Genomic DNA, 20,507 nt, shown 5'->3' with positions numbered 1-20,507 from the left:
ATGGCCGCCGCCCCGGAGGTCAGCTCGCGCCCAGCGCCTGCTTCAGCTCCGCCGCGGCTCCGCGGTACACCGCCAGCAGATCGAGGTCCTCACCGGGGTAGTTGACGATCGTGATCTGCCGGGCGCCCGAGTCCGGCAGCACCGTGCCCGTCGACATGTGGGCGTTCTCCAGGACGTACGCGGGCTTCTTCGCGGACAGTTCGGCCAGCTGTTTGGGGGTGACCGCCTCGGGTCCGTACGTCCCCACCACGTTCGCCCCGGCCAGCCGGGCCGACCAGGCCGTGAACACCTGGGTGACGACAGTGGGCTGCTTGCTCCCCGGCCAGGCACTCTTCACCTCTGCGGCGAGCTTGCCGTACTCCGTCGCGAAGGCCGTGGTCCACTTCGCCGCGGCTGCCTCGGTGCCGAACAGTTTCCCCAGCCGGGTCACTTCGGCCTTCGCCTTGTCGGCGTCGTTGTCGAGGGCGACCTCGACGAGTTCGGCGTCGGACCCGGCCGCCTCCTTGATCTTCTCGGCGTACGGCTGGAACGGCGCGTACAGCACGAAGTCGGCCGCGGCGACGGCGGCCAGGTCGGACGGCTTCGGGTCGTAGTCGGGGGCGTGGTGCACGGACTTCGGGACGATCACCTTGACGTCCTCGGCACCGGCGGCCTTGGCGAAGGCCCCTTCCCAGGTGGTCGTGGCGACCACCACGGGCTTGTCCTTCTCCTTCTTCGCGGACGAGGAGGAGTCTGTGTCGCCGCCGCAGCCCGTGACCAGGGCGAAAGAGGCCGTCAGTGCGGTCAGTGCGACGAGGAGGGTAGGGAAGCGGACGCGGGTGCGCGCCATGAGCTGATTCTCCGTTCGGGGACGAGATGGACGGCGAGGACCACGGCCCCCGCCGTCAGGACGAGGACCGGGCCGGGGGGCAGGTCCAGCCGGAGGGCGGTCAGGAAGCCGGCGAGATTGACGACGACCCCGATGCCGACCGCCCATGCGGTGATGGACTTCAGGGAGTTGCCCAGGCGCCGGGCGGCGAGCGCGGGCAGCAGGGTCAGGGCGTCGACGAGCAGCGCGCCGGTGAGCTTGATCGCCCCGGCGACGGCCACGGCGACAAGGACGAGCAGCACGAGCGTGAGGCCGCGCACGGCGACGCCCGAGCATGCGGCGAGCTCGCGGTCGTAGAGCAGCAGGGCGAGTTCGCGCCGGCGCCACCACAGCAGGGCGGGTACGACGCCGGCGAGCGCGCCGAGCACCACGAGGTCGGCCGTGCCCACGGACAGGATCGATCCCCACAGCAGCGCGAACGCGCCGGCGGCGTTGACGCCGGAGACCGCGAGCACCAGCAGCGCCGCGGCGATGGCCAGGCTCATGAGCAGGCCCATCGCTCCGGAGAGACCGCCGGGGGTGCGGGCCAGTGGCGCCACTCCCGCCCCGGCCAGTGCGCAGGCCAGCAGGGCGCACAGCATCGGATCGAGGCCGGTGAGCATGCCGACGGCGATACCGAGCAGGGCCACATGCATCATCGCGAACCTGACCGGCATGATGTCCAGTCCGACGATCACGACGCCGACGACGGGCAGCCCGACGGCGGCGAGCAGCAGCGCGAGGCCCGCGCGCTGCACCGGGACGAGCTGCAGCAGTGCGCCCACGTCGGCGGTGGCGAGGCCCAGGGGATTCATGTGGCCTCCCTGAGCCGTCCCGCGGCCATCTCCAGTACGCGGTCGCAGCGTTCGGCCATCGCCCGGTCATGGGTGACGACCAGCAGGGTGACCGGCAGCTCGGCGAGCAGATCGGCGGCCTGTTCCTGGCCGGTGAAGTCGAGTGCCGCGGTGGGCTCGTCGGCGAGGAGCACACCCGCCCCGGCTGCGACACAGCCGACCGCCCGGGCCAGGTACATGCGCTGCAACTGGCCGCCGGACAGGGTGTGCAGCGGGCGTCCGGTCAACGGGCCGACGCCGAGCCGCTCCGCGGCACGCACCGCTTCCGGACCGTCCCCGCCGCTGTCCAGCAGCTCGCCCGCGAGCAGCGGGAACCGTCCCGCCGCCGGCTTCTGCGGAATCCAGGCGCAGGCTCTGCGCCGCCAGGCACGGCCGGCGGCCGACGTGGCGTCCCTGCCGCCCACCAGGATCTCGCCGGCCAGCGGGTGGTGCAGGCCGAGCACGGCTCGTACGAGTGTGGTCTTGCCCGATCCGTTGGTGCCGGTCAGCGCCACGCGCTCGCCTGCGGCGACGTCGAGGTCGACATCGCGCACCGCGTCCACCCTGCCGTGCCTGCAGCACACTGCCCGCATCCGGACATCCAGTCCGCCCAACACGTCCTCCAGGCCTCCGCTTCCCACCGCGACCGATGTGCCGGGCGGACCGGGGCCCGCGCAGCCCCGGCTCGGCAGTAGTCGGACGTGGAGGCGGTCCGGTTCCCGCGTGCGAGTGACTGGTCGTCGTGCGGCGGGTGCCCTCGTACGGCACCTTGCCCTCGTACGACACCTTCCCGCCGGTCCGACCAGTCGGTATGTTCAACACGGTTCAGGCGTTCAGGCGGTTCAGTCAGTCGAGGCAGTTCAGGTGGCGCACGACGGAGTACGGAGGGGCCATGACCGAGACCGGGGCGCGGATCGAGGGCTACTGCGACGAACGGTTCTCCGCGGTGCGCACCGCGTTCGAGGAGAACTTCCGCGAACGCGGCGAACTGGGCGCCGCCGTCGCCGTACAGGCCGGCGGCGAGACCGTCGTCGACCTGTGGGGCGGCTGGGCCGACGCCGCGCGGAGCCGGCCGTGGGAGCGGGACACGGTGGTCAACGTGTGGTCGACGACGAAGGGACCGACCGCGCTCTGCGCACACATCCTCGCCGACCGCGGGCTGCTGGATCTGGATGCCCCGGTCGCCTCGTACTGGCCGGAGTTCGCCGCGGCCGGCAAGGGCACCATCCCGGTCCGCCAGCTCCTCTCGCACCGCGCGGGCCTCTCCGGGCTGCGCGAGCCGCATTCACTCGCCGACCTGTACGACTGGGACCTGACCACCGCCCGGCTGGCCGCGACGGAACCCTGGTGGGAGCCCGGCACGCGGTCCGGCTACCACGCCATGACGTACGGCTTCCTCGTCGGCGAGGTGGTACGGCGCATCACGGGCCTGCTGCCCGGCGCGTTCCTGCACCAGGAGGTGACCGGGCCGTACGGCATCGACTTCACGATCGGCCTCCCGGAGAAGGAGGCGGACCGCACCGCCGAGCTGGTGCATCCTCCGGCCGCCGTCACCAGCGAACAAGCGGCGGTCTTCGCCCAGTTGGAGCCCGCGGCCCTGGCCGCGCTGATCAACCCCGGTGTGGGCGCCGCCGAGGCGAACACCCCTCGGTGGCGCGCCGCCGAGATCCCGGCTGCCAACGGGCACGGCACCGCCCGTGCGGTCGCCGCGCTGTACGGGATCTTCGCCTCGGGCGGGCTGCTCGGCGAACACCGCGTGCTCTCCCCCGAGTCCGCGGAGCGGGTCCGCGAGGGCCAGGGGCCATGCCGGGACCTCGTACTCGGCGCGGGCTTCCGGCACGAGACGGAGGTGGCCCTCGGCCTCTGGCTGAGCGGCCCGAACGGCTCGTACGGCCCCAACCCGCGGGCCTTCGGCCACGACGGCTTCGGCGGCTCCTGCGGCCTCGCGGACCCGGAGGCGGCCGTGCCGGGCGTGCCGGGCCTGTCGATGGGATACGTGATGAACCGCATGGGGCCGCACATCGCGGACGACCCGCGCAAGATGGCGCTGGTCGAGTCCGTGTACAGCGCGCTGCGTTAGGGACAGGCTCCTGGGTTGTCCGGGGCCGCCCGGCGCGTCACGCGGCCGGGCGGTCTGTTCGCCGAGTCGGACAGCCTCTCACCGGCAGGGAGTTCAGGACCGGCGCTCCGCGGCTGCGCGGAACGCGACCGTGGTCCTGGCTGCCTCCTCGAGGCCTTCGGCGTCCACCAGCGCCAGTGAGCCGGAGGAGGCGGCGTCGCTCCAGGCCTGCCCGGCGGCATTGCTCTCCGATGTGGTGTCTATGGGCAGGGAGATCACGAACGGCATCGTATGGGCGCTCTCATGCACCAATGATCACGATCACGCATCACAGCAGGGCGGCCGGGCACGCGCCGCGCGCCGCGGCACCGCCCGCGCCCGGCGCGCGGCTGTCCGCTCCGGTCGGTCAGCGGTGGCTCAGTACGTTGACCACACGCCCGTCGGGATCGCGGGCGCCGCGCCGCTTTCCCGCACGACCGCGCAGGCCGCGTCGACGTCGTCCACCTCGACGCTCAGGTCGGGCGTGACGGGTGCGGTCTTGTCGCTGGTCATCAGGCTGATCCGGGCCGCCGGGCGGGCCGGGGACGGCTCACGGGGCGGCGGGCAGGGTGACCTCGAAGCGGCAGCCGCCCGTCACATTGCGTACGTCGGCGCTGCCGTCGTGCGCCTCGACGATGCCGCGTACGATCGCGAGCCCGAGGCCCGCGCCCGCCGGAGGCGTCCGGGCCTGGCTGCCGCGCCAGCCGGTGTCGAAGACCCGCGGCAGGTCCTCCTCGGGGATGCCGCCGCAGCCGTCGGTGACCGAGAGCACGACGGAGTCGTCGCGGCGCTCCGCCGCGACCGCGACCGTGCCGTCGGCCGGTGTCCGCCTGATCGCGTTGACCAGCAGATTGGCCAGTACGCGGGTCATCTCCTTGCCGTCCACCTCGACCGGCACGGGCTCCACCCGGTCCCCCACGAGCCGCACCCCGTGCTCGCGGGCGAGCGGGTCGGCGCCCGCGAGGGCCTCGCCGACCAGGTCGTACACGGACATCCGGGTGGGGCTGAGGGCGAGCGCGCCGGCGTGGATACGGGAGAGCTCGAAGAGGTCACCGACCATGCTGTTGAGCCGCTCGACCTCGGTGCGGATCTGCTTGAAGTACCGCTCGGGGTCCTGGACGACGCCGTCCTCCAGCGCTTCGGACATCGCGCGCAGCCCGGCAAGGGGGGTGCGCAGATCGTGCGAGATCCAGGCGCCGAGCTCCCGGCGGGAGGTCTCCAGCGCGCGTTCCCGCTCCCGGGACACGGCCAGTTTGGCACTGGTGGCTTCGAGCTCCCTGCTCAGCTCCGCGAGCTCGGCCGTGGCGGCGAGTCCGGGCGCGGCGAAGCTGCCGTCGTCGCCGAAGGTACGGGCCGCGAGGGCGAGTTCCCGGCTGCGGGCGACGACCCAGCGGCCGAGCAGCAGCGCGGTGGCGAGCGACACGACGGCGGCCATGGCGGCGACCGTGGTAACGACCGTCAGGTCGTGCGAGGACAGGAACATCGCCTGGGCGACCGCGAGGGTTCCGGCGAGCATCGCGACGACCGTGACCGCGGCGACGACGGTCAGCGACACGGCGACCGAGCGGTGCCGCAGCATCCGCAGGACGAGCGCTCCGAGCAGCCCGGCCACAGCCGCGCCCAGAAACGCGAACAGGGCGATGAGGAGGAAGTCTCGCATGCCGGTCATCCCCTCTCGGCGGGCTGTCCGGAGGACTGTTCGACGGGCAGCGGCACATCGAAGCGGTAGCCGACACCCCAGACCGTCTGGATCAGCCGTGGCCGGGCCGGATCGTCCTCGATCTTGCCGCGCAGCCGGCGCACGTGCACCGTGACGGTCGACAGATCACCGAACTCCCAGCCCCACACCTCCTGCATCAGCTGTTCGCGCCCGATCGCCTCCCCCCGGTGGCGCATCAGATGGGCGAGGAGGTCGAATTCCCTGAGGGTGAGCGACAGTTCGCCGCCGTCCTTGGTGGCGCGGCGTGCCGTCGGGTCGACGGTGATCCCGGCGCAGCTGAGCACCGGGCCGCCGCCGGGCCGGCCGGCGGCCGCGGCTCGGCTGCGGCGCAGCACCGACTCGACGCGCAGCACCAGTTCGCGCGGGCTGAACGGCTTGGTGACGTAGTCGTCCGCGCCGACTTCGAGGCCCAGGATCCGGTCGTCCTCGTCCCCGCGCGCGGTCAGCATGATCACCGGCACCGGGCCGTGGCCGCGGAGCCTGCGGCACACTTCCAGGCCGTCCATGCCGGGCAGCATCAGGTCCAGGACCACCAGGTCGGGCCACCGGTCCCCGGCGGCCCGCAGGGCCTGCGGGCCGTCGGCGGCGCGCTGCACCGCGAAGCCCGCCCGCTCCAGATAGCCGGTGACCACTTCGGCGACGGTCGGATCGTCGTCGACGACGAGGATGTTCTGCATGGGCCCAGTGTCGTCCGTCAGGGGCCGTGAGTGCGCCTGGGGGCCCTTACGGATCCGTGACGGCTCATGAATCCTGTCGGCCACGGGACGTCCGATGCGACGGCTCCGGGACGCCCGATGCGTACAGGCCGGATTCACACACGCCCGACGCGTACACGCCCGCTTCGTCCACGCCACTTCGTACGCGCACGCTTCCCGCACGCCTGCTTCGTACACGTCCGATTCGTACAAGACGCCGGCCGCGCCCCGTTCCTACGTTGGGCCCATGACTCCACGACTCGATGCCATCGGCCTGGTCGTCGCCGACATGGCCGCTTCTCTCGCCTTCTACCGCCGCCTCGGCCTGGACATCCCGGAAGGGGCGGACTCCGAGCCGCATGTCGAGGCGAAGCTGCCCGGCGGGCTGCGCGTGCTCTGGGACACCGAGGAGACCATCAGGTCCTTCGATCCCGGCTGGACCCGGCCCGAGGGCGGTGACCGCGTCGCTCTCGCCTTCCTCTGCGACAGCGCCGCCGAGGTGGACAGGCTGTACGAAGACCTCGTCGCCGCAGGACACCACGGCCACCTCAAGCCCTGGGACGCGTTCTGGGGGCAGCGCTATGCGATCGTGCTCGACCCGGACGGCTGCGGGGTCTCACTGTTCGCGGACGCGGAGCCGGCGGCCAGCTCGGCGTAGCGGCGGAGGGTGAGCCCGGCGAGGTCCCGCATCTCCCGCGCGAGGTGCGCCTGGTCGGCGCAGCCCACCGCGAGCGCCGTCTCGGCGTACGGCACCCCGGCCCGTACCAGTGTCAGGGCCCGCTGCAGCCGCAGTACGCGGGCGAGGGTCTTCGGGCCGTACCCGAACGCGTCAAGGGATCTGCGGTGCAGCTGGCGCGCCCCGAGCCCGACGGCACCGGCGGTAGCGGCGACGCCCAGCCCGGCGCCCAGGCCCTCGGCGACGGCCCGCAGCAGCGGGTCGGGCGGCGGTCTGTCCGCCGCGTGCCGCAGCGCCACGGCCTCCAGCCCCGTCACCGGGTCCGGTGCGTCCCCGATACGCTCCGCGAGCCTGCGCACCCGCTCCGCGGGCCAGAGGTCCGTGAGCTCCACGCGGCGGTCCAGCAGTTCGTGCGCGGGCACACCGAAGAAGGCGGGTGCAGCGCCGGGCGCGAACCGTACTCCCGCGTAGCGGGCGCCCGCGCCGCCGGGCGGCTGTGCGTGCGTGTCGGGACCGGCGACGAGCAGCCGTCCCCCGGTCCACAGCAGGTCCATGCATCCGTCGGGCAGCACGGGAAGGACCGGGCCGGTGCCGGGCTCACTGCGCCAGACGACTGCCCCGTCGAGCAACGAGGCCCGTTCCTCGTACATGGTGCCGAGGCTAGGCCCTGTCCGGGCGATCTTGTCGGGCCCGCGACGCCGGCTACGGTACCTCGCTGCGTTGTCGGAGTCGCCCCAAGTACGTCCAGTACGAGGGCGATCTCCCCCAGCTGCCGCTGGGAGGTGCCCCCTCCGCCTTGCGATGTGTCCCCTCGGCCCTCCGGGCCTGGGGAGACCCCATGCATCCGACGCCGTGGCCTGTTCCTCGAAGATCGCCCGGACAGGACCTAGGGGTGTCCTGCCGATCGGGCCAGGCCGTAGCCCGATCGGCAGGAAAGGGCAATGCACGCGGGATCTGGGGAAGACGCTTCAGGCCTTCGGCTGACCGTTGTCGCGATGGTCCCGCGAGCCCTGGAAGCGGGACTTCACATCGTCCGGCGGCAGGAACTTCGACCAGCGCTCGGGGAACTCCGACGGCATGTCCCCGCCGCCCTCCTCCGCGTCCTCGCTCTCCCCCTCCGCCGCCCGGGCGCGAGCCACCAGCTCGGCGGCGTGGGCGGCCCGGACGCGCTGGTTCGCGGCGCGGGCGGCGGCGGTGGCGACCGATGGCCAGACACGGTCGATGGCGGCGTTGACCGCGGCGCCGACGAGGACCGCGAAGGCGGAGATGCCGATCCAGAGGAGGACGGCGATGGGCGCGGCGAGGGAACCGTAGATGGTGGGGCCCTCGACGGTGCTGGTCAGGTAGATCCGGAGCAGGAAGCTGCCGAGCACCCACATGCCGAGGGCGACGAGCGCGCCCGGGATGTCCTCGGCCCACGGCGAACGGACCGGTACGGACACGTGGTACAGCGTGGTGAGGAAGGCGATGGACAGCAGGATCACCACCGGCCAGTACAGGACGCTGACGACTTCCGTGCCGAAGGGGACGAGTTCGACGACCCGGTCCGGGCCGACCACCGCGAGCGGCAGGACGACCGCGCCGATCAGCAGTGCGACGAGGTAGAGCAGGAACGCGAGCAGCCGGGTGGCGACGATGCCCCGCTGCCCGTCGAGCCCGTACATCACGGTGATGGTGTCGATGAAGACGTTCACGGCCCGCGATCCGGACCACAGGGCGATCGCGAAGCCGAGCGAGACGACGTCGGGCCGGCCGCCGCGGGTGACGTCCTCCAGCAGGGGCTTGGCGATCTCGTTGACGCCGCGGTCGGACAGCACGGTCCTGGCCGCTCCGAGGATGTTCTCCTGGATGGAGGCGACGGTGGTGGTGCTGGTCCAGGTGTCGACGTATCCGAGCAGCCCGAGCACGCCCAGCATCAACGGCGGCAGGGACAGAAGGGTGAAGAACGCGGCCTCGGCGGCGAGTCCGAGGATGCGGTACTCGATGCACGAATTGACGGTGTCCTTGAGCAGCAGCCAGGCCAGCTTCCGCTTCGAGACGTTGCGGTAGAGGACTCGGGCCCGGTGGAGCCGGCCGGAGGGGGGCCGCTCGGGTGTTTCATTTGCTGCCTGCACCTCCTTACCGTATCGGCATGGCAACCAGCACCCACACAGTGACCAACCAGGCTCCGCCCCTGGTGGGCTACGACGTTTTCGGCTCGGACCGCGCGCTGTCCGAAGCGGTGGAGCGGCACGTCGAGCCCGGGCTCCTGGAGACGGCACGCGAGGAGCTCACCGAGCTCGGCCGGAGCGCGGGCTCGGCCCAGGTCCTGGAGTGGGCGGTGCAGGCCAATGAGAACCCACCCGTTCTCCGCACGCACGACCGTTACGGCAACCGGATCGACGAGGTGCAGTTCCATCCGGCGTGGCACCGGCTGCTGGGCAAGGCGGTCTCCGCGGGGCTGACGAACGCCTGGGGCCGGCCCGGCGGGCATGTGCGGCGCGCCGCGGGATTCCTGGTGTGGACCCAGGCCGAGGCCGGGCACGGCTGTCCGGTGTCGATGACGCACGCGGCGGTGCCCGCGCTGCGTACGGACCCGCAGCTCGCGGCCGAGTGGGAGCCGCGGCTCACGTCCCAGGTGTACGAGCAGGGCCTGCGGCCCGCGGCGGACAAGGCCGGTTCGCTGTTCGGGATGGGCATGACGGAGAAGCAGGGCGGCAGTGACGTACGGGCGAACACGACCCGCGCCGAGCCGCTGGCCGCGGACGGCGAGTACCTGCTGACGGGGCACAAGTGGTTCTGCTCGGCGCCGATGAGCGACGGCTTCCTGGTGCTCGGGCAGGCCTCCGGCACCACGGGACAGGGCGGTCTGACGTGCTTCCTCGTGCCCCGTGTGCTGCCGGACGGCACGCGCAACGTCTTCGCTATCCAGCGGCTGAAGGACAAGCTGGGCAACAGGTCGAACGCGTCGAGCGAGGTCGAGTTCGACGGGACGTGGGCGCGCCGGATCGGTGAGGAGGGGCGCGGGGTGCGCACCATCATCGAGATGGTGGCGGCGACCCGGCTCGACTGTGTGATCGGCTCGGCGGCGCTGATGCGGCAGGCGGTGGCGCAGGCGGTGCACCATGCCGCGCACCGCAGCGCGTTCGGCGGCCTGCTCATCGACAAGCCGCTGATGCGGAACGTCCTGGCCGATCTGGCGCTGGAGTCGGAGGCGGCGACGACGCTGGGGCTGCGGCTGGCCGCGGCGTACGACTCCGACTCCGAGGCGGACCGGGCACTGCTGCGGCTCGCGGTGCCGGCCGCCAAGTACTGGGTGACCAAGCGGTGCACGCCGGTGGCGGCCGAGGCGCTGGAGTGTCTGGGCGGCAACGGCTATGTCGAGGAGTCCGGGATGCCCCGGCTGCTGCGGGAGTCGCCGTTGAACTCGATCTGGGAGGGGTCGGGCAATGTGCAGGCGCTGGATGTGCTGCGGGCGCTCCGGGGGTCCCCCCACGCCGCAGGGCGTAGGGGGAGGGAGCCGCACGCCCTGGACGCCTTCCTGCAGGAGATCGGGCGGACCCGTGGCGCCGACCACCGGCTGGACGGGGCGGTCAAGGGGCTGCTGACCGAGCTGGCCGACCTGGAGTCCGTGGAGGTACGGGCACGGCGGCTGGTCGAGCGGATGGCGCTGGTGCTCCAGGGCTCGCTGCTGGTGCGCTGGGCGCCGCCGGAAGTGGCGGACGCGTTCTGCGCCTCGCGGCTGGGCGGGGACTGGGGCGCGGCGTTCGGGACGCTGCCGTACGGGCTCGATCTGGCGGCGGTCGTGGAGAGGGCGCGCGTCGAGGTGTGAGCGGCGCGAGTTGACCGGTCAGGGGGCGGGCGGGCGGCTCATGAGCCGCCTGTCGCAACCGTGCGCCCCATGCCGCGCTGGGGCGGCGACCTGCGACAACAGCGGAGGGTGGTGCTGCGCCGACACGGCACCACCCTCCACTCATGTCACCTTCATGCAAGGGACCGTCGTTGGCCAGAGTTGCAGACCGTTGCAGGAGATGTGCGAACACGGCTTCCGGGCGGATGTGTGCGCGGCACGATGGAATCGGACGGTTCGCGGTGTGCCGCTCACCGAGCAGAACCGATACGGCACGGCTTACCGCATTCAGCGCCGCCGACGGCGGGGGGTACCAGATGAAGAACGACGGACTCGACATGGCACGGCTCGCGACCATGGACGGCACGCGTGCGACACGCCTGCTTCATCAGGTCCACGCCGCGACTCTGGCGGGCCGGCGCCCGCCGATCGCACCCCGCCCGGTCATCGACGCGTCCTGGCGGCGGATGCTGCGGCTGGGCGTCGACCCCGACCGCTCCACGAGCAGTGTGCTCCTGGAGCGTGACGAGCTGGAGCACCGGCGGCGTGCGACCGTGCTCGGCGAGGTGATGCGCACCCTCAGTGGCGGGCTGACCGGGATCGCCGACGCGTCGCTGCAGATCATGGTGGTGACGGACGCTCAGGGCCGGGTGCTGTGGCGGGAGGGCAACGCGGGGGTGATCCGGAAGGCCAACACCATCTGTCTGGAGGAGGGCGCGGCCTGGAGCGAGGACACCACCGGCACCAACGCCATCGGCACCGCTCTCGCGGCGCGCCGCCCGGTGCAGGTCCACTCGGCCGAGCATTTCGTGCACACCCTGCACAACTGGACGTGTGCGGCGGCGCCGGTGCACGACCCCCGCGACGGGCAGCTGCTCGGCATCGTCGATGTCAGCGGCCCCGCGTCGAGCTTCCACCCGGCGACGCTCGCCCTCGTCAACTCGGTGGCGCGGCTCGCCGAGGCGGATCTGCGCGAGCGGCATCTGCGGATGGTCGAGCGGCTGCGCTCGGTGGCGGCGCCGATCCTGTGCCGGCTGGACGGCCGGGCGCTGGCGGTGGACGTGCACGGCTGGACGGCGGCGGTGACGGGCATGACGCCGGTGGACCGGCTGCCGCTGCCCAAGTCCTTCCGGGCGGGTCGGGTCTGGCTGCCGTCGCTGGGCATGTGCACGGTGGAGCCGCTGCCGGGCGGCTGGCTGGTACGCCCCGACGAGTCCAGGGCGGCGGAGTCGGCGGGCCGCGTCGTCCTCGACCTGAGCCGCGCCCGCCGCTGGACGGTCGCCGTCTCGGGACCCGCGGGCAGCTGGGCCCAGGAGCTCAGCCCGCGCCACGCCGAGCTTCTGTACGTGCTGTCGAAGCACCCCGAGGGGCGCACGGCGGCGGAGCTGGCGGCGGACGTGTTCGGCGACCCGACCCGTACGGTGACGGTACGTGCCGAGATGTCGCGTGTACGACGTTATCTCTCGGGTGTGCTGGCGCACCGTCCGTACCGCTTCAGCGAGGAGGTCGAGGTGGAGGTCGTCCGTCCCGACCACCCGGCGGACCTCCTGCCCCACTCGTCGGCTCCGGCGATCACGGACGAGCGGCCCGGCTTCTAGTGCCGCGACCGGCACCAGGTCCTGTCCGGGACGGTGGCCGGCGTCGCGGGCCGACAAGATCGGCCCCCGGCTTTTTGGAGCCGGGGCGCGGGCATGGTTCCCTGGCGGCCATGAGCATCACTGTGACCACGTGGTCCCTGGAGCAGACCTCGTCCGCCGATCTGCGACCGGCCGCCGAGCCCGCGGGAGACGTGCGGATCGTACGGGCCGAGGTGCCGTCGGCCGAGTTCAGCCGTTTCCTCTATACGGCGGTCGGCGGCGACATCAGCTGGACCGACCGGCTCGGTCTGACGTACGCGCAGTGGCAGGAGGCCCTGAGCAGGCCGGGCGTGGAGACCTGGGTGGCGTACGAGAAGGGAACGCCCGCCGGGTACGTCGAGCTGGAGGCGCAGGACGAGGGCGTCGTCGAGATCGTCTACTTCGGACTGATCCCGGCGTTCCGGGGGCGGCGGATCGGTGGCCATCTGCTGTCGTACGGCACCGCGCGCGCCTGGGATCTGGCGGACCGCTGGCCGGGCCGGGCCCCGACGAAGCGGGTCTGGCTGCACACCTGCTCCAAGGACGCGCCGCACGCGATGGACAACTATCTGCGACGCGGCTTCACGCTGTTCGACACCAAGGTCGAGGAGGAGCCGGAGGCCGGGAACCCGGGCCCCTGGCCCGGCGCCGGGGTCTGATTCCCGGCCCTCTTCCACGTGATCTTCCCGGCTCTCTTTCACGCGATTCCCGGCCCTCCTGCGCGGTCTGCGTGATCAACGACACACTGTCTCGCACTGCGGGACAGTGTTGTCCACATTTTGGATAGCGGTGGACTGGGTCCAAAGTCCCGTGACACGCTTCCGTCATGTCTCGAGCTGGAATTGCCTTGGTGAGTCGGCGGCACGTCGACCTCGGCCGCATGTCCAGCGCCATGTGTCCGGTGCGCTGAGAGCACACCACCACCGCGATCCCCGAGATATCCCCGTCTTCTGCGCAGCGCCGCGCCACTCCCCTGACAGGAGCGCGCGTGTGCAGGTCAGAGCCGCCCTCCTGCAGTTCCGAAGGACATACCGCCATGGCCGCTACCCCCGAAACGCCTGCCTCCGCCACGCCCCGCCGCAAGGCCGGACGCCACCGCGGCGAGGGCCAGTGGGCCGTTGGCCACATGACACCGCTGAACGCCAACGAGCAGACCAAGAGGGACGACGACGGTCTCAATGTGCGGACACGCATTGAGACGATCTACGCCCATCGCGGCTTCGACTCGATCGACGGCGCGGACCTGCGCGGCCGGATGCGCTGGTGGGGTCTGTACACCCAGCGCAAGCCCGGGATCGACGGCGGCAAGACCGCCATCCTGGAGCCGGAGGAGCTGGACGACAAGTACTTCATGCTGCGCGTCCGGATCGACGGCGGGCGGCTGACCACCGAGCAGCTGCGGGTCATCGGCGAGATCTCCCAGGAGTTCGCGCGCGGCACGGCCGACATCACCGACCGGCAGAACGTCCAGTACCACTGGATCCGTATCGAGGACGTTCCCGAGATCTGGAACCGGCTGGAGGCCGTCGGCCTGTCGACGACCGAGGCCTGCGGTGACACGCCACGTGTCATCCTCGGCTCGCCCGTCGCGGGCATCGCCGAGGACGAGATCGTCGACGGCACCCCCGCCATCGACGAGATCCACCGCCGCATCGTGGGCAACAAGGACTTCTCCAACCTCCCCCGCAAGTTCAAGTCGGCGATCTCCGGCTCCCCGCTGCTGGACGTGGCGCACGAGATCAACGACGTCGCCTTCGTCGGGGTGAACCACCCCGAGCACGGCCCCGGCTTCGACCTCTGGGTCGGCGGCGGCCTCTCCACCAACCCCAAGATCGGTGTCCGGCTGGGTGCCTGGGTGCCGCTGGACGAGGTCCCGGACATCTACGAGGGCGTCATCTCGATCTTCCGTGACTACGGCTACCGCCGGCTGCGCACCCGTGCCCGGCTGAAGTTCCTCGTCGCGGACTGGGGCGCCGAGAAGTTCCGCCGGGTGCTGGAGGACGAGTACCTGAAGCGGAAGCTCGTCGACGGCCCGGCGCCCGAGCAGCCCGTGCAGCAGTGGCGCGACCACGTCGGTGTGCACAGGCAGAAGGACGGCCGGTTCTACGTCGGCTTCGCGCCGCGCGTGGGCCGTGTCGACGGTGCCACGCTCACCAAGATCGCCGAGGTGGCGGAGGCGCACGGCTCCGGCCGGCTGCGTACCACCGCCGAGCAGAAGATGCTCGTCCTCGACGTCGAGGAGCCGCAGGTCGAGTCGCTGGTCGCCGCTCTGGAGGCGCTGGACCTGCGGGTCAGCCCGTCCCCGTTCCGGCGCGGCACCATGGCCTGCACCGGTATCGAGTTCTGCAAGCTGGCCATTGTCGACACCAAGGCCCGTGGTGCCTCGCTGATCGACGAACTCGAGCGCCGCATCCCCGAGTTCGACCAGCCGATCACGATCAACATCAACGGCTGCCCGAACGCCTGCGCCCGTATCCAGGTGGCGGACATCGGTCTCAAAGGTCAGCTGGTCCTCGACGACGACGGCAATCAGGTCGAGGGCTTCCAGGTGCACCTGGGCGGCGCGCTCGGTCTGGAGGCCGGCTTCGGCCGCAAGGTCCGCGGCCTGAAGGTCACCTCCGCCGAGCTGCCCGACTACGTCGAGCGCGTCCTCAAGCGCTTCCAGGCGGAGCGCGAGGACGGCGAGCGCTTCGCCACGTGGGCGGCACGTGCGTCCGAGGAGGCACTTTCGTGAACGCCGGGGCCACCTCCCACGCCCGGAGGGCTGTGGGGGAGAGCGAAACGAGGGATGCGGCATGAGTGAACGGGCTGCCCCCTTCTACTGCCCGTACTGCGGCGACGAGGACCTGCGTCCGAGCGAGCAGGGCCACGGTGCCTGGGAATGCGCGGCATGCAATCGGGCCTTCCAGCTGAAGTTCCTCGGGCTGCTCGCCCGTGGGGTTCAGCGCAATGACGGTGGAGGGGACGAGATATGACAGCGGTTCGGACGGAACGGACCAAGGACGAGCTGAAGTCGCTCGCCGAGCAGGCGGGCCGGGACCTCGAAGAGGCCTCCGCCCAGGACATCCTGAAGTGGGCGGCCGAGACCTTCGGCCCGCGCTTCTGCGTCACCTCCTCCATGGAGGACGCGGTCGTCGCCCACCTCGCCTCGCGGGCCCTCCCGGGCGTGGACGTCGTCTTCCTGGACACCGGCTACCACTTCCCGGAGACCATCGGGACCCGGGACGCGGTGGCGGCCGTGATGGACGTCAACGTCATCACGCTCACCCCGCGGCAGACCGTGGCCGAGCAGGACGCCGAGTACGGCCCGAAGCTGCACGACCGCGACCCGGACCTGTGCTGCGCGCTGCGCAAGGTCAAGCCGCTGGAGGAGGGCCTGACCGGGTACGACGCCTGGGCGACGGGACTGCGCCGCGACGACTCCCCGACCCGGGCGAACACCCCGGTCGTCGGCTGGGACGAGAAGCGGCAGAAGGTCAAGATCTCACCGATCGCCCGCTGGACGCAGGACGACGTGGACGCGTACGTCGCCGAGCACGGCGTCCTCACCAACCCCCTGCTGATGGACGGTTACGCCTCCGTCGGCTGCGCGCCGTGCACCCGCAGGGTGCTGGAGGGTGAGGACGCCCGGGCCGGCCGCTGGGCGGGCCGCGGCAAGACCGAGTGCGGGCTGCACGGCTGATGACGACGACCACCACGAACACCACGACGGCGAAGAACGACCAGAACCACCGGGAGAAGCACGTGACTGGGGCCACCATCTGGCTCACCGGGCTGCCGAGCGCGGGCAAGACCACGATCGCGTACGAGCTCGCGGGCCGGCTGCGCGACGAGGGCCACCGTGTCGAGGTGCTCGACGGCGACGAGATCCGCGAGTTCCTCTCCGCGGGCCTCGGCTTCAGCCGCGAGGCCCGGCACACCAACGTGCAGCGGATCGGCTTCGTCGCCGAGCTGCTGGCCTCGAACGGGGTGAAGGTCCTGGTCCCGGTCATCGCTCCGTACGCCGACAGCCGCGAGGCCGTCCGGGGGCGCCACGGCGCCGAGGGCACGCCGTACGTCGAGGTGCATGTCGCGACTCCGGTCGAGGTGTGCTCCGTACGCGATGTGAAGGGTCTGTACGCCAAGCAGGCGGCCGGCGAGATCAGCGGGCTGACCGGGGTCGACGACCCGTACGAGGAGCCGGAGTCCCCGGATCTGCGGATCGAGTCGCACACCCAGACCGTGCAGGAGTCCGCGGCATCGCTGTACGCGCTTCTTACCGAGAGGGGCCTCCTGTGAGCGACGGCCGTGACATCAGCCGCTACCGCGGCGGGGCGGCCGCCGGGCTGCAGACGACAACGAATGCCGCACCTCTGCGCCGCGCGGGCGGAGATGGGGGTACCCCCGGGCCGAAGGCACACGGGGAGAACGAAAGGGGCGCAGCATGACGACGAGCATCAACGTCGTGAGCGAGAGCACCGACAGCCCGTACGCCCTGAGCCACCTGGACGCGCTGGAGTCCGAGGCGGTGCACATCTTCCGTGAGGTGGCGGGCGAGTTCGAGCGGCCGGTGATCCTGTTCTCCGGCGGCAAGGACTCCATCGTCATGCTGCATCTCGCGCTGAAGGCGTTCGCCCCGGCCGCGATCCCGTTCTCGCTGCTGCACGTGGACACCGGGCACAACTTCCCCGAGGTCATCGAGTACCGGGACCGCACGGTGGAGAAGCACAACCTGCGGCTGCACGTCGCCTCGGTGCAGGACTACATCGACCGCGGTGTCCTCAAGGAGCGTGCGGACGGCACCCGCAACCCGCTGCAGACCCTGCCGCTGACGGAGAAGATCCAGTCGGAGCGGTTCGACGCCGTGTTCGGCGGCGGCCGGCGGGACGAGGAGAAGGCCCGGGCCAAGGAGCGCGTCTTCTCGCTGCGCGACGAGTTCTCCCAGTGGGACCCGCGCCGCCAGCGGCCCGAGCTGTGGAACCTGTACAACGGACGGCACGCGCCCGGCGAGCACGTGCGCGTGTTCCCGCTGTCCAACTGGACCGAGCTGGACGTGTGGCAGTACATCGCCCGGGAGGGCATCGAGCTGCCCGAGATCTACTTCGCGCACGAGCGTGAGGTCTTCGCCCGTAACGGCATGTGGCTGACCGCGGGCGAGTGGGGCGGCCCGAAGGACACCGAGACGCCTCAGAAGCGGCTGGTGCGCTACCGCACCGTCGGCGACATGTCCTGCACCGGCGCCGTCGACTCCGGCGCGGTGACCCTGGAGCAGGTCATCGCCGAGATCGCCGCCTCCCGGCTCACCGAGCGCGGCGCCACGCGGGCCGACGACAAGCTCTCCGAGGCCGCGATGGAAGACCGCAAGCGCGAGGGGTACTTCTAGCCATGACCAGCACCACCGAACCCACCGAGACACTGTCCGTCGAGCAGCTGTCGGCGACGACCCTGCTGCGGTTCGCCACCGCCGGGTCGGTCGACGACGGCAAGTCCACCCTCGTCGGGCGGCTGCTGCACGACTCCAAGTCGGTCCTCGTCGACCAGCTCGAGGCCGTGGAGCACGCCTCCCGCAGCCGCGGCCAGGACGCCCCCGACCTGGCCCTCCTCACCGACGGCCTGCGCGCCGAGCGTGAGCAGGGCATCACCATCGACGTCGCGTACCGCTACTTCGCCACGCCCCGGCGCCGGTTCATCCTCGCCGACACCCCCGGGCATGTGCAGTACACGCGCAACATGGTGACGGGTGCCTCCACCGCCGAGCTGACGGTCGTCCTCGTGGACGCCCGCAACGGCGTCGTCGAGCAGACCCGCCGCCACGCCGCGATCGCCGCGCTGCTGCGCGTCCCGCATGTGGTCCTCGCGGTCAACAAGATGGACCTCGTCGACTACCAGGAGTCCGTCTTCGCCGCGATCGCCGAGGAGTTCACGGCGTACGCGACCGAGCTGGGCGTCCCGGAGGTCACCGCGATCCCGATCTCGGCGCTCGCCGGTGACAACGTCGTGGACCCGTCCTCGAACATGGACTGGTACGGGGGTCCGACGGTGCTGGAGCACCTCGAGACGGTTCCGGTCAGCCACGACCTGAGCCACTGCCACGCCCGGCTCCCCGTGCAGTACGTGATCCGGCCGCAGACCGCCGAGCACCCGGACTACCGGGGGTACGCGGGGCAGATCGCGGCCGGTTCGTTCCGCGTCGGCGAGCAGGTCACCGTGCTGCCGTCGGGCCGCACGTCGCGGATCTCCGGCATCGACCTGCTCGGCCGACCGGTCGACGTCGCCTGGACCACCCAGTCGGTGACCCTCCTGCTGGAGGACGACATCGACATCTCGCGCGGCGACCTGATCGTGCCCAGCAAGGACGCGCCGGCGATCACACAGGACATCGAGGCAACCGTCTGCCACGTCGCCGACCAGGCGCTGACCGTCGGTCACCGCGTACTGCTCAAGCACGGCACCCGCACGGTCAAGGCGATCGTCAAGGACATTCCGTCCCGTCTCACGCTCGACGACCTGTCCCTGCACCCGCACCCGGGAGAGCTCGTCGCCAATGACATCGGCCGCGTGAAGATCCGCACCGCCGAGCCGCTGCCGGTCGACTCCTACGCCGACTCCCGGCGCACCGGCTCGTTCATCCTGATCGACCCGGCCGACGGCACCACGCTCGCCGCGGGCATGGTCGGCGAGTCGTTCGCCTCACCGGAGCCGGTCAAGGACGAGGCCGAGGACGACGGGTGGGACTTCTGATGACCGACGTCTACGCGACCTTCGCCAAGGAGGGCGGCCGCGTCGGCAGCGGCGCCGTCGGCAGCGGACAGGGCGGAGTGGCGCGATGTGCGCGATGACGTACGCGCACCGCCTGCGCGCCCCGTCCCCCCACCCGACGTCCCGGAAGCGACGAAAACCTGCCGACTTCCCGGCCACGGCCTGAAAGGCCGTGACCGCCGGGCCTCCGAAGGAAACCCTCCCGTGCCTGCATCCCCTTCCAGCCGTACGACCCGAAGCACCCTGCGCGCCATCGCCGTCATAGCGGCGCTTCCCCTCCTGCTCACCGCCTGCGGCTACGGCTCCGAGGCCAAGGACGACAAGACCGGGGTGGCGGCCAAGGGCGAGAAGCTCTCCGCGGACACCGTCCGGATCGGCTACTTCCCGAACCTCACGCATGCCACCGCGCTGGTCGGCCTTCAGGAGGGCCTGATCCAGAAGGAGCTCGGCGGTACCACGATCAAGCCGCAGGCCTTCAACGCGGGCCCGTCCGCGATCGAGGCCCTGGGCGGCGGATCGCTCGACATCTCCTTCATCGGCCCCTCGCCGTCGATCAACGCCTATGTGAAGTCCAAGGGCAAGAACCTGCGGATCATCTCCGGATCGGCCTCCGGCGGTGTGAAGCTCGTCGTCGACCCGGACAAGATCAAGACTCTGGACGACGTCAAGGGCAGGAGGATCGCCACTCCGCAGAAGGGGAACACGCAGGACGTCGCGTTCCTCAACTGGATCGCGGAGCAGGGCTGGAAGGTCGACGCCGAGAGCGGCAAGGGTGACGTCTCCGTCGTCCGTACGGACAACAAGGTGACCCCGGACGCCTACAAGTCCGGCTCGATCGACGGCGCCTGGGTGCCGGAGCCGACCGCGTCCAAGCTGGTCTCCGAGGGTGCGAAGGTCCTCCTCGACGAGGCCGCCCTGTGGCCCGGCAAGAAGTTCGTGATCACGAACATCATCGTGTCGCAGACCTTCCTCAAGGACCACCCGGACGTCGTCGAGGCCGTACTGCGCGGCACGGTCAGGACGAACGCGTGGATCAACGCCAACCCGGACAAGGCCAAGGCGTCGGCCAACGCCCACCTGAAGGCGGAGACCGGCAAGGAGCTCGCCGCCAAGGTCATCGACCCGGCGTGGCCGAGCATCCAGATCACCGACGACCCGCTGGCCGCCACGCTGAAGACGCAGTCCGAGTGGGCGGTCGAGGCCGGGCTGATCAAGGAGCCCGACCTGAACGGCATCTACGACCTGACGCTCCTGAACAAGGTGCTGAAGGCCGCCGGCAAGCCCGAGGTCTCCGACGCCGGTCTCGGCGTCAAGTAGCCCGTATTCCTTGTACACCCAGGAGGTGACGACCATGGCCACCGCGCTTGCCAAGGCTGCCGAGGACACCACGACGGTGTCGCACGCCGCTCGGATCGAGCACGTCTCGAAGTCCTTCTCCGGCCCGGCCGGATCGCA

21 protein-coding genes and 2 pseudogenes are annotated in these 20,507 nt (G+C 71.3%); 14 read left to right on the top strand and 9 right to left on the bottom strand.

Features of this window, described 5'->3' with window-relative positions:
- Window positions 1–19: 19 nt before the first annotated feature.
- The 3 genes from ACZ6ZQ_RS18810 to ACZ6ZQ_RS18800 are packed head-to-tail and all read right to left on the bottom strand — an operon-like array spanning window position 20 to window position 2,294.
- Complete coding sequence (locus ACZ6ZQ_RS18810) at window positions 20–829, bottom strand: metal ABC transporter substrate-binding protein (RefSeq protein ID WP_469769617.1); 810 nt, start codon at window positions 827–829, stop codon at window positions 20–22.
- On the bottom strand, window positions 784–1,662 hold the full coding sequence (locus tag ACZ6ZQ_RS18805) for a metal ABC transporter permease (RefSeq protein ID WP_469769616.1): 879 nt from the start codon (window positions 1,660–1,662) through the stop codon (window positions 784–786). The genes ACZ6ZQ_RS18810 and ACZ6ZQ_RS18805 overlap by 46 nt, the downstream gene beginning before the upstream one ends.
- On the bottom strand, window positions 1,659–2,294 hold the full coding sequence (locus ACZ6ZQ_RS18800; RefSeq protein ID WP_469769615.1) for a metal ABC transporter ATP-binding protein: 636 nt from the start codon (window positions 2,292–2,294) through the stop codon (window positions 1,659–1,661). The genes ACZ6ZQ_RS18805 and ACZ6ZQ_RS18800 overlap by 4 nt, the downstream gene beginning before the upstream one ends.
- Window positions 2,295–2,572: 278 nt before the next feature.
- Between ACZ6ZQ_RS18800 and ACZ6ZQ_RS18795 the strand changes: the two genes are divergently transcribed.
- Window positions 2,573–3,760, top strand: a complete 1,188-nt coding sequence (locus ACZ6ZQ_RS18795) for a serine hydrolase domain-containing protein (RefSeq protein WP_469769614.1) — start codon at window positions 2,573–2,575, stop codon at window positions 3,758–3,760.
- Between the two features lie 93 nt (window positions 3,761–3,853).
- On the opposite strand, the gene ACZ6ZQ_RS18790 is transcribed toward ACZ6ZQ_RS18795, so the two are convergent.
- From ACZ6ZQ_RS18790 to ACZ6ZQ_RS18775, 4 genes and pseudogenes are all read right to left on the bottom strand, one after another.
- Window positions 3,854–4,018, bottom strand: coding sequence for a hypothetical protein (locus ACZ6ZQ_RS18790; RefSeq protein ID WP_469769613.1), 165 nt, complete (start codon window positions 4,016–4,018; stop codon window positions 3,854–3,856).
- Window positions 4,019–4,145: 127 nt separating this feature from the next.
- Window positions 4,146–4,324, bottom strand: a pseudogene (locus ACZ6ZQ_RS18785) (VOC family protein); the annotation flags it as partial.
- A gap of 4 nt (window positions 4,325–4,328) precedes the next feature.
- Window positions 4,329–5,438, bottom strand: coding sequence for a sensor histidine kinase (locus tag ACZ6ZQ_RS18780; RefSeq protein ID WP_469769612.1), 1,110 nt, complete (start codon window positions 5,436–5,438; stop codon window positions 4,329–4,331).
- Between the two features lie 5 nt (window positions 5,439–5,443).
- Window positions 5,444–6,175: a response regulator transcription factor gene (locus tag ACZ6ZQ_RS18775; protein ID WP_469769611.1), complete on the bottom strand. Its 732-nt coding sequence runs from the start codon at window positions 6,173–6,175 to the stop codon at window positions 5,444–5,446.
- A gap of 265 nt (window positions 6,176–6,440) precedes the next feature.
- Between ACZ6ZQ_RS18775 and ACZ6ZQ_RS18770 the strand changes: the two genes are divergently transcribed.
- Window positions 6,441–6,851 carry a VOC family protein gene (locus tag ACZ6ZQ_RS18770; protein WP_469769610.1) on the top strand — a complete coding sequence of 137 codons (411 nt, stop codon included), beginning with the start codon at window positions 6,441–6,443 and terminating at the stop codon, window positions 6,849–6,851.
- Here ACZ6ZQ_RS18770 and ACZ6ZQ_RS18765 read toward each other — a convergent pair.
- Both ACZ6ZQ_RS18765 and ACZ6ZQ_RS18760 read right to left on the bottom strand, forming a co-directional pair.
- Complete coding sequence (locus ACZ6ZQ_RS18765; protein ID WP_469769609.1) at window positions 6,773–7,519, bottom strand: helix-turn-helix domain-containing protein; 747 nt, start codon at window positions 7,517–7,519, stop codon at window positions 6,773–6,775. The two genes, ACZ6ZQ_RS18770 and ACZ6ZQ_RS18765, sit on opposite strands and share 79 nt — an antisense overlap.
- A gap of 318 nt (window positions 7,520–7,837) precedes the next feature.
- A complete protein-coding gene (locus tag ACZ6ZQ_RS18760) occupies window positions 7,838–8,983 on the bottom strand; it encodes a YihY/virulence factor BrkB family protein (RefSeq protein WP_469769608.1) in 1,146 nt (381 codons plus the stop codon).
- 17 nt (window positions 8,984–9,000) lie between these two features.
- On the opposite strand from ACZ6ZQ_RS18760, the gene ACZ6ZQ_RS18755 reads away from it, so the two are divergent.
- The 12 genes and pseudogenes from ACZ6ZQ_RS18755 to ACZ6ZQ_RS18700 all read left to right on the top strand — a co-directional run.
- The gene (locus ACZ6ZQ_RS18755; protein WP_469769607.1) at window positions 9,001–10,680 is read left to right on the top strand and encodes an acyl-CoA dehydrogenase family protein; all 1,680 of its coding nucleotides are present in this window, start codon (window positions 9,001–9,003) and stop codon (window positions 10,678–10,680) included.
- Window positions 10,681–11,015: 335 nt separating this feature from the next.
- Window positions 11,016–12,296, top strand: a complete 1,281-nt coding sequence (locus ACZ6ZQ_RS18750; RefSeq protein WP_469769606.1) for a GAF domain-containing protein — start codon at window positions 11,016–11,018, stop codon at window positions 12,294–12,296.
- Window positions 12,297–12,406: 110 nt separating this feature from the next.
- Window positions 12,407–12,973, top strand: a complete 567-nt coding sequence (locus tag ACZ6ZQ_RS18745) for a GNAT family N-acetyltransferase (RefSeq protein ID WP_469769605.1) — start codon at window positions 12,407–12,409, stop codon at window positions 12,971–12,973.
- A 167-nt stretch (window positions 12,974–13,140) separates the two neighbouring features.
- Complete coding sequence (locus tag ACZ6ZQ_RS18740) at window positions 13,141–13,224, top strand: putative leader peptide (protein WP_361290638.1); 84 nt, start codon at window positions 13,141–13,143, stop codon at window positions 13,222–13,224.
- Between the two features lie 126 nt (window positions 13,225–13,350).
- A complete protein-coding gene (locus ACZ6ZQ_RS18735; protein WP_469769604.1) occupies window positions 13,351–15,048 on the top strand; it encodes a nitrite/sulfite reductase in 1,698 nt (565 codons plus the stop codon).
- Window positions 15,049–15,109: 61 nt separating this feature from the next.
- Window positions 15,110–15,289 carry a hypothetical protein gene (locus tag ACZ6ZQ_RS18730; protein ID WP_467981777.1) on the top strand — a complete coding sequence of 60 codons (180 nt, stop codon included), beginning with the start codon at window positions 15,110–15,112 and terminating at the stop codon, window positions 15,287–15,289.
- The gene (locus ACZ6ZQ_RS18725) at window positions 15,286–15,996 is read left to right on the top strand and encodes a phosphoadenylyl-sulfate reductase (RefSeq protein ID WP_469769603.1); all 711 of its coding nucleotides are present in this window, start codon (window positions 15,286–15,288) and stop codon (window positions 15,994–15,996) included. Before ACZ6ZQ_RS18730 ends, ACZ6ZQ_RS18725 begins: the two co-directional genes overlap by 4 nt.
- Window positions 15,996–16,592, top strand: coding sequence for an adenylyl-sulfate kinase (gene cysC, locus ACZ6ZQ_RS18720; RefSeq protein ID WP_469769602.1), 597 nt, complete (start codon window positions 15,996–15,998; stop codon window positions 16,590–16,592). The genes ACZ6ZQ_RS18725 and cysC overlap by 1 nt, the downstream gene beginning before the upstream one ends.
- A 145-nt stretch (window positions 16,593–16,737) precedes the next feature.
- A complete protein-coding gene (gene cysD, locus ACZ6ZQ_RS18715; RefSeq protein WP_469769601.1) occupies window positions 16,738–17,676 on the top strand; it encodes a sulfate adenylyltransferase subunit CysD in 939 nt (312 codons plus the stop codon).
- A gap of 2 nt (window positions 17,677–17,678) precedes the next feature.
- A complete protein-coding gene (locus ACZ6ZQ_RS18710; RefSeq protein WP_469769600.1) occupies window positions 17,679–19,034 on the top strand; it encodes a sulfate adenylyltransferase subunit 1 in 1,356 nt (451 codons plus the stop codon).
- A 222-nt stretch (window positions 19,035–19,256) separates the two neighbouring features.
- Window positions 19,257–20,369, top strand: coding sequence for an ABC transporter substrate-binding protein (locus ACZ6ZQ_RS18705; protein ID WP_469769599.1), 1,113 nt, complete (start codon window positions 19,257–19,259; stop codon window positions 20,367–20,369).
- A gap of 34 nt (window positions 20,370–20,403) precedes the next feature.
- A pseudogene (locus ACZ6ZQ_RS18700) lies at window positions 20,404–20,507 on the top strand (ABC transporter ATP-binding protein); the annotation flags it as partial.

This window comes from Streptomyces sp. NPDC053673 (assembly GCF_055585225.1).
Note: the sequence above shows the minus strand (reverse complement) of the source record. Positions and strands in the feature narration are given on the sequence as shown.

Excerpts from the sequence above, each read along its gene's own strand:
- ACZ6ZQ_RS18765 (WP_469769609.1), bottom strand. The coding sequence starts at position 7,519 with ATGTACGAGGAACGGGCCTCGTTGCTCGACGGGGCAGTCGTCTGGCGC.
- ACZ6ZQ_RS18735 (WP_469769604.1), top strand. The coding sequence starts at position 13,351 with ATGGCCGCTACCCCCGAAACGCCTGCCTCCGCCACGCCCCGCCGCAAG.
- ACZ6ZQ_RS18730 (WP_467981777.1), top strand. The coding sequence starts at position 15,110 with ATGAGTGAACGGGCTGCCCCCTTCTACTGCCCGTACTGCGGCGACGAG.
- ACZ6ZQ_RS18795 (WP_469769614.1), top strand. The coding sequence starts at position 2,573 with ATGACCGAGACCGGGGCGCGGATCGAGGGCTACTGCGACGAACGGTTC.
- ACZ6ZQ_RS18740 (WP_361290638.1), top strand. The coding sequence starts at position 13,141 with ATGTCTCGAGCTGGAATTGCCTTGGTGAGTCGGCGGCACGTCGACCTC.
- cysC (WP_469769602.1), top strand. The coding sequence starts at position 15,996 with ATGACGACGACCACCACGAACACCACGACGGCGAAGAACGACCAGAAC.
- ACZ6ZQ_RS18755 (WP_469769607.1), top strand. The coding sequence starts at position 9,001 with ATGGCAACCAGCACCCACACAGTGACCAACCAGGCTCCGCCCCTGGTG.
- ACZ6ZQ_RS18770 (WP_469769610.1), top strand. The coding sequence starts at position 6,441 with ATGACTCCACGACTCGATGCCATCGGCCTGGTCGTCGCCGACATGGCC.
- ACZ6ZQ_RS18810 (WP_469769617.1), bottom strand. The coding sequence starts at position 829 with ATGGCGCGCACCCGCGTCCGCTTCCCTACCCTCCTCGTCGCACTGACC.
- ACZ6ZQ_RS18750 (WP_469769606.1), top strand. The coding sequence starts at position 11,016 with ATGAAGAACGACGGACTCGACATGGCACGGCTCGCGACCATGGACGGC.
- ACZ6ZQ_RS18775 (WP_469769611.1), bottom strand. The coding sequence starts at position 6,175 with ATGCAGAACATCCTCGTCGTCGACGACGATCCGACCGTCGCCGAAGTG.
- cysD (WP_469769601.1), top strand. The coding sequence starts at position 16,738 with ATGACGACGAGCATCAACGTCGTGAGCGAGAGCACCGACAGCCCGTAC.
- ACZ6ZQ_RS18780 (WP_469769612.1), bottom strand. The coding sequence starts at position 5,438 with ATGCGAGACTTCCTCCTCATCGCCCTGTTCGCGTTTCTGGGCGCGGCT.
- ACZ6ZQ_RS18805 (WP_469769616.1), bottom strand. The coding sequence starts at position 1,662 with ATGAATCCCCTGGGCCTCGCCACCGCCGACGTGGGCGCACTGCTGCAG.
- ACZ6ZQ_RS18725 (WP_469769603.1), top strand. The coding sequence starts at position 15,286 with ATGACAGCGGTTCGGACGGAACGGACCAAGGACGAGCTGAAGTCGCTC.
- ACZ6ZQ_RS18745 (WP_469769605.1), top strand. The coding sequence starts at position 12,407 with ATGAGCATCACTGTGACCACGTGGTCCCTGGAGCAGACCTCGTCCGCC.
- ACZ6ZQ_RS18710 (WP_469769600.1), top strand. The coding sequence starts at position 17,679 with ATGACCAGCACCACCGAACCCACCGAGACACTGTCCGTCGAGCAGCTG.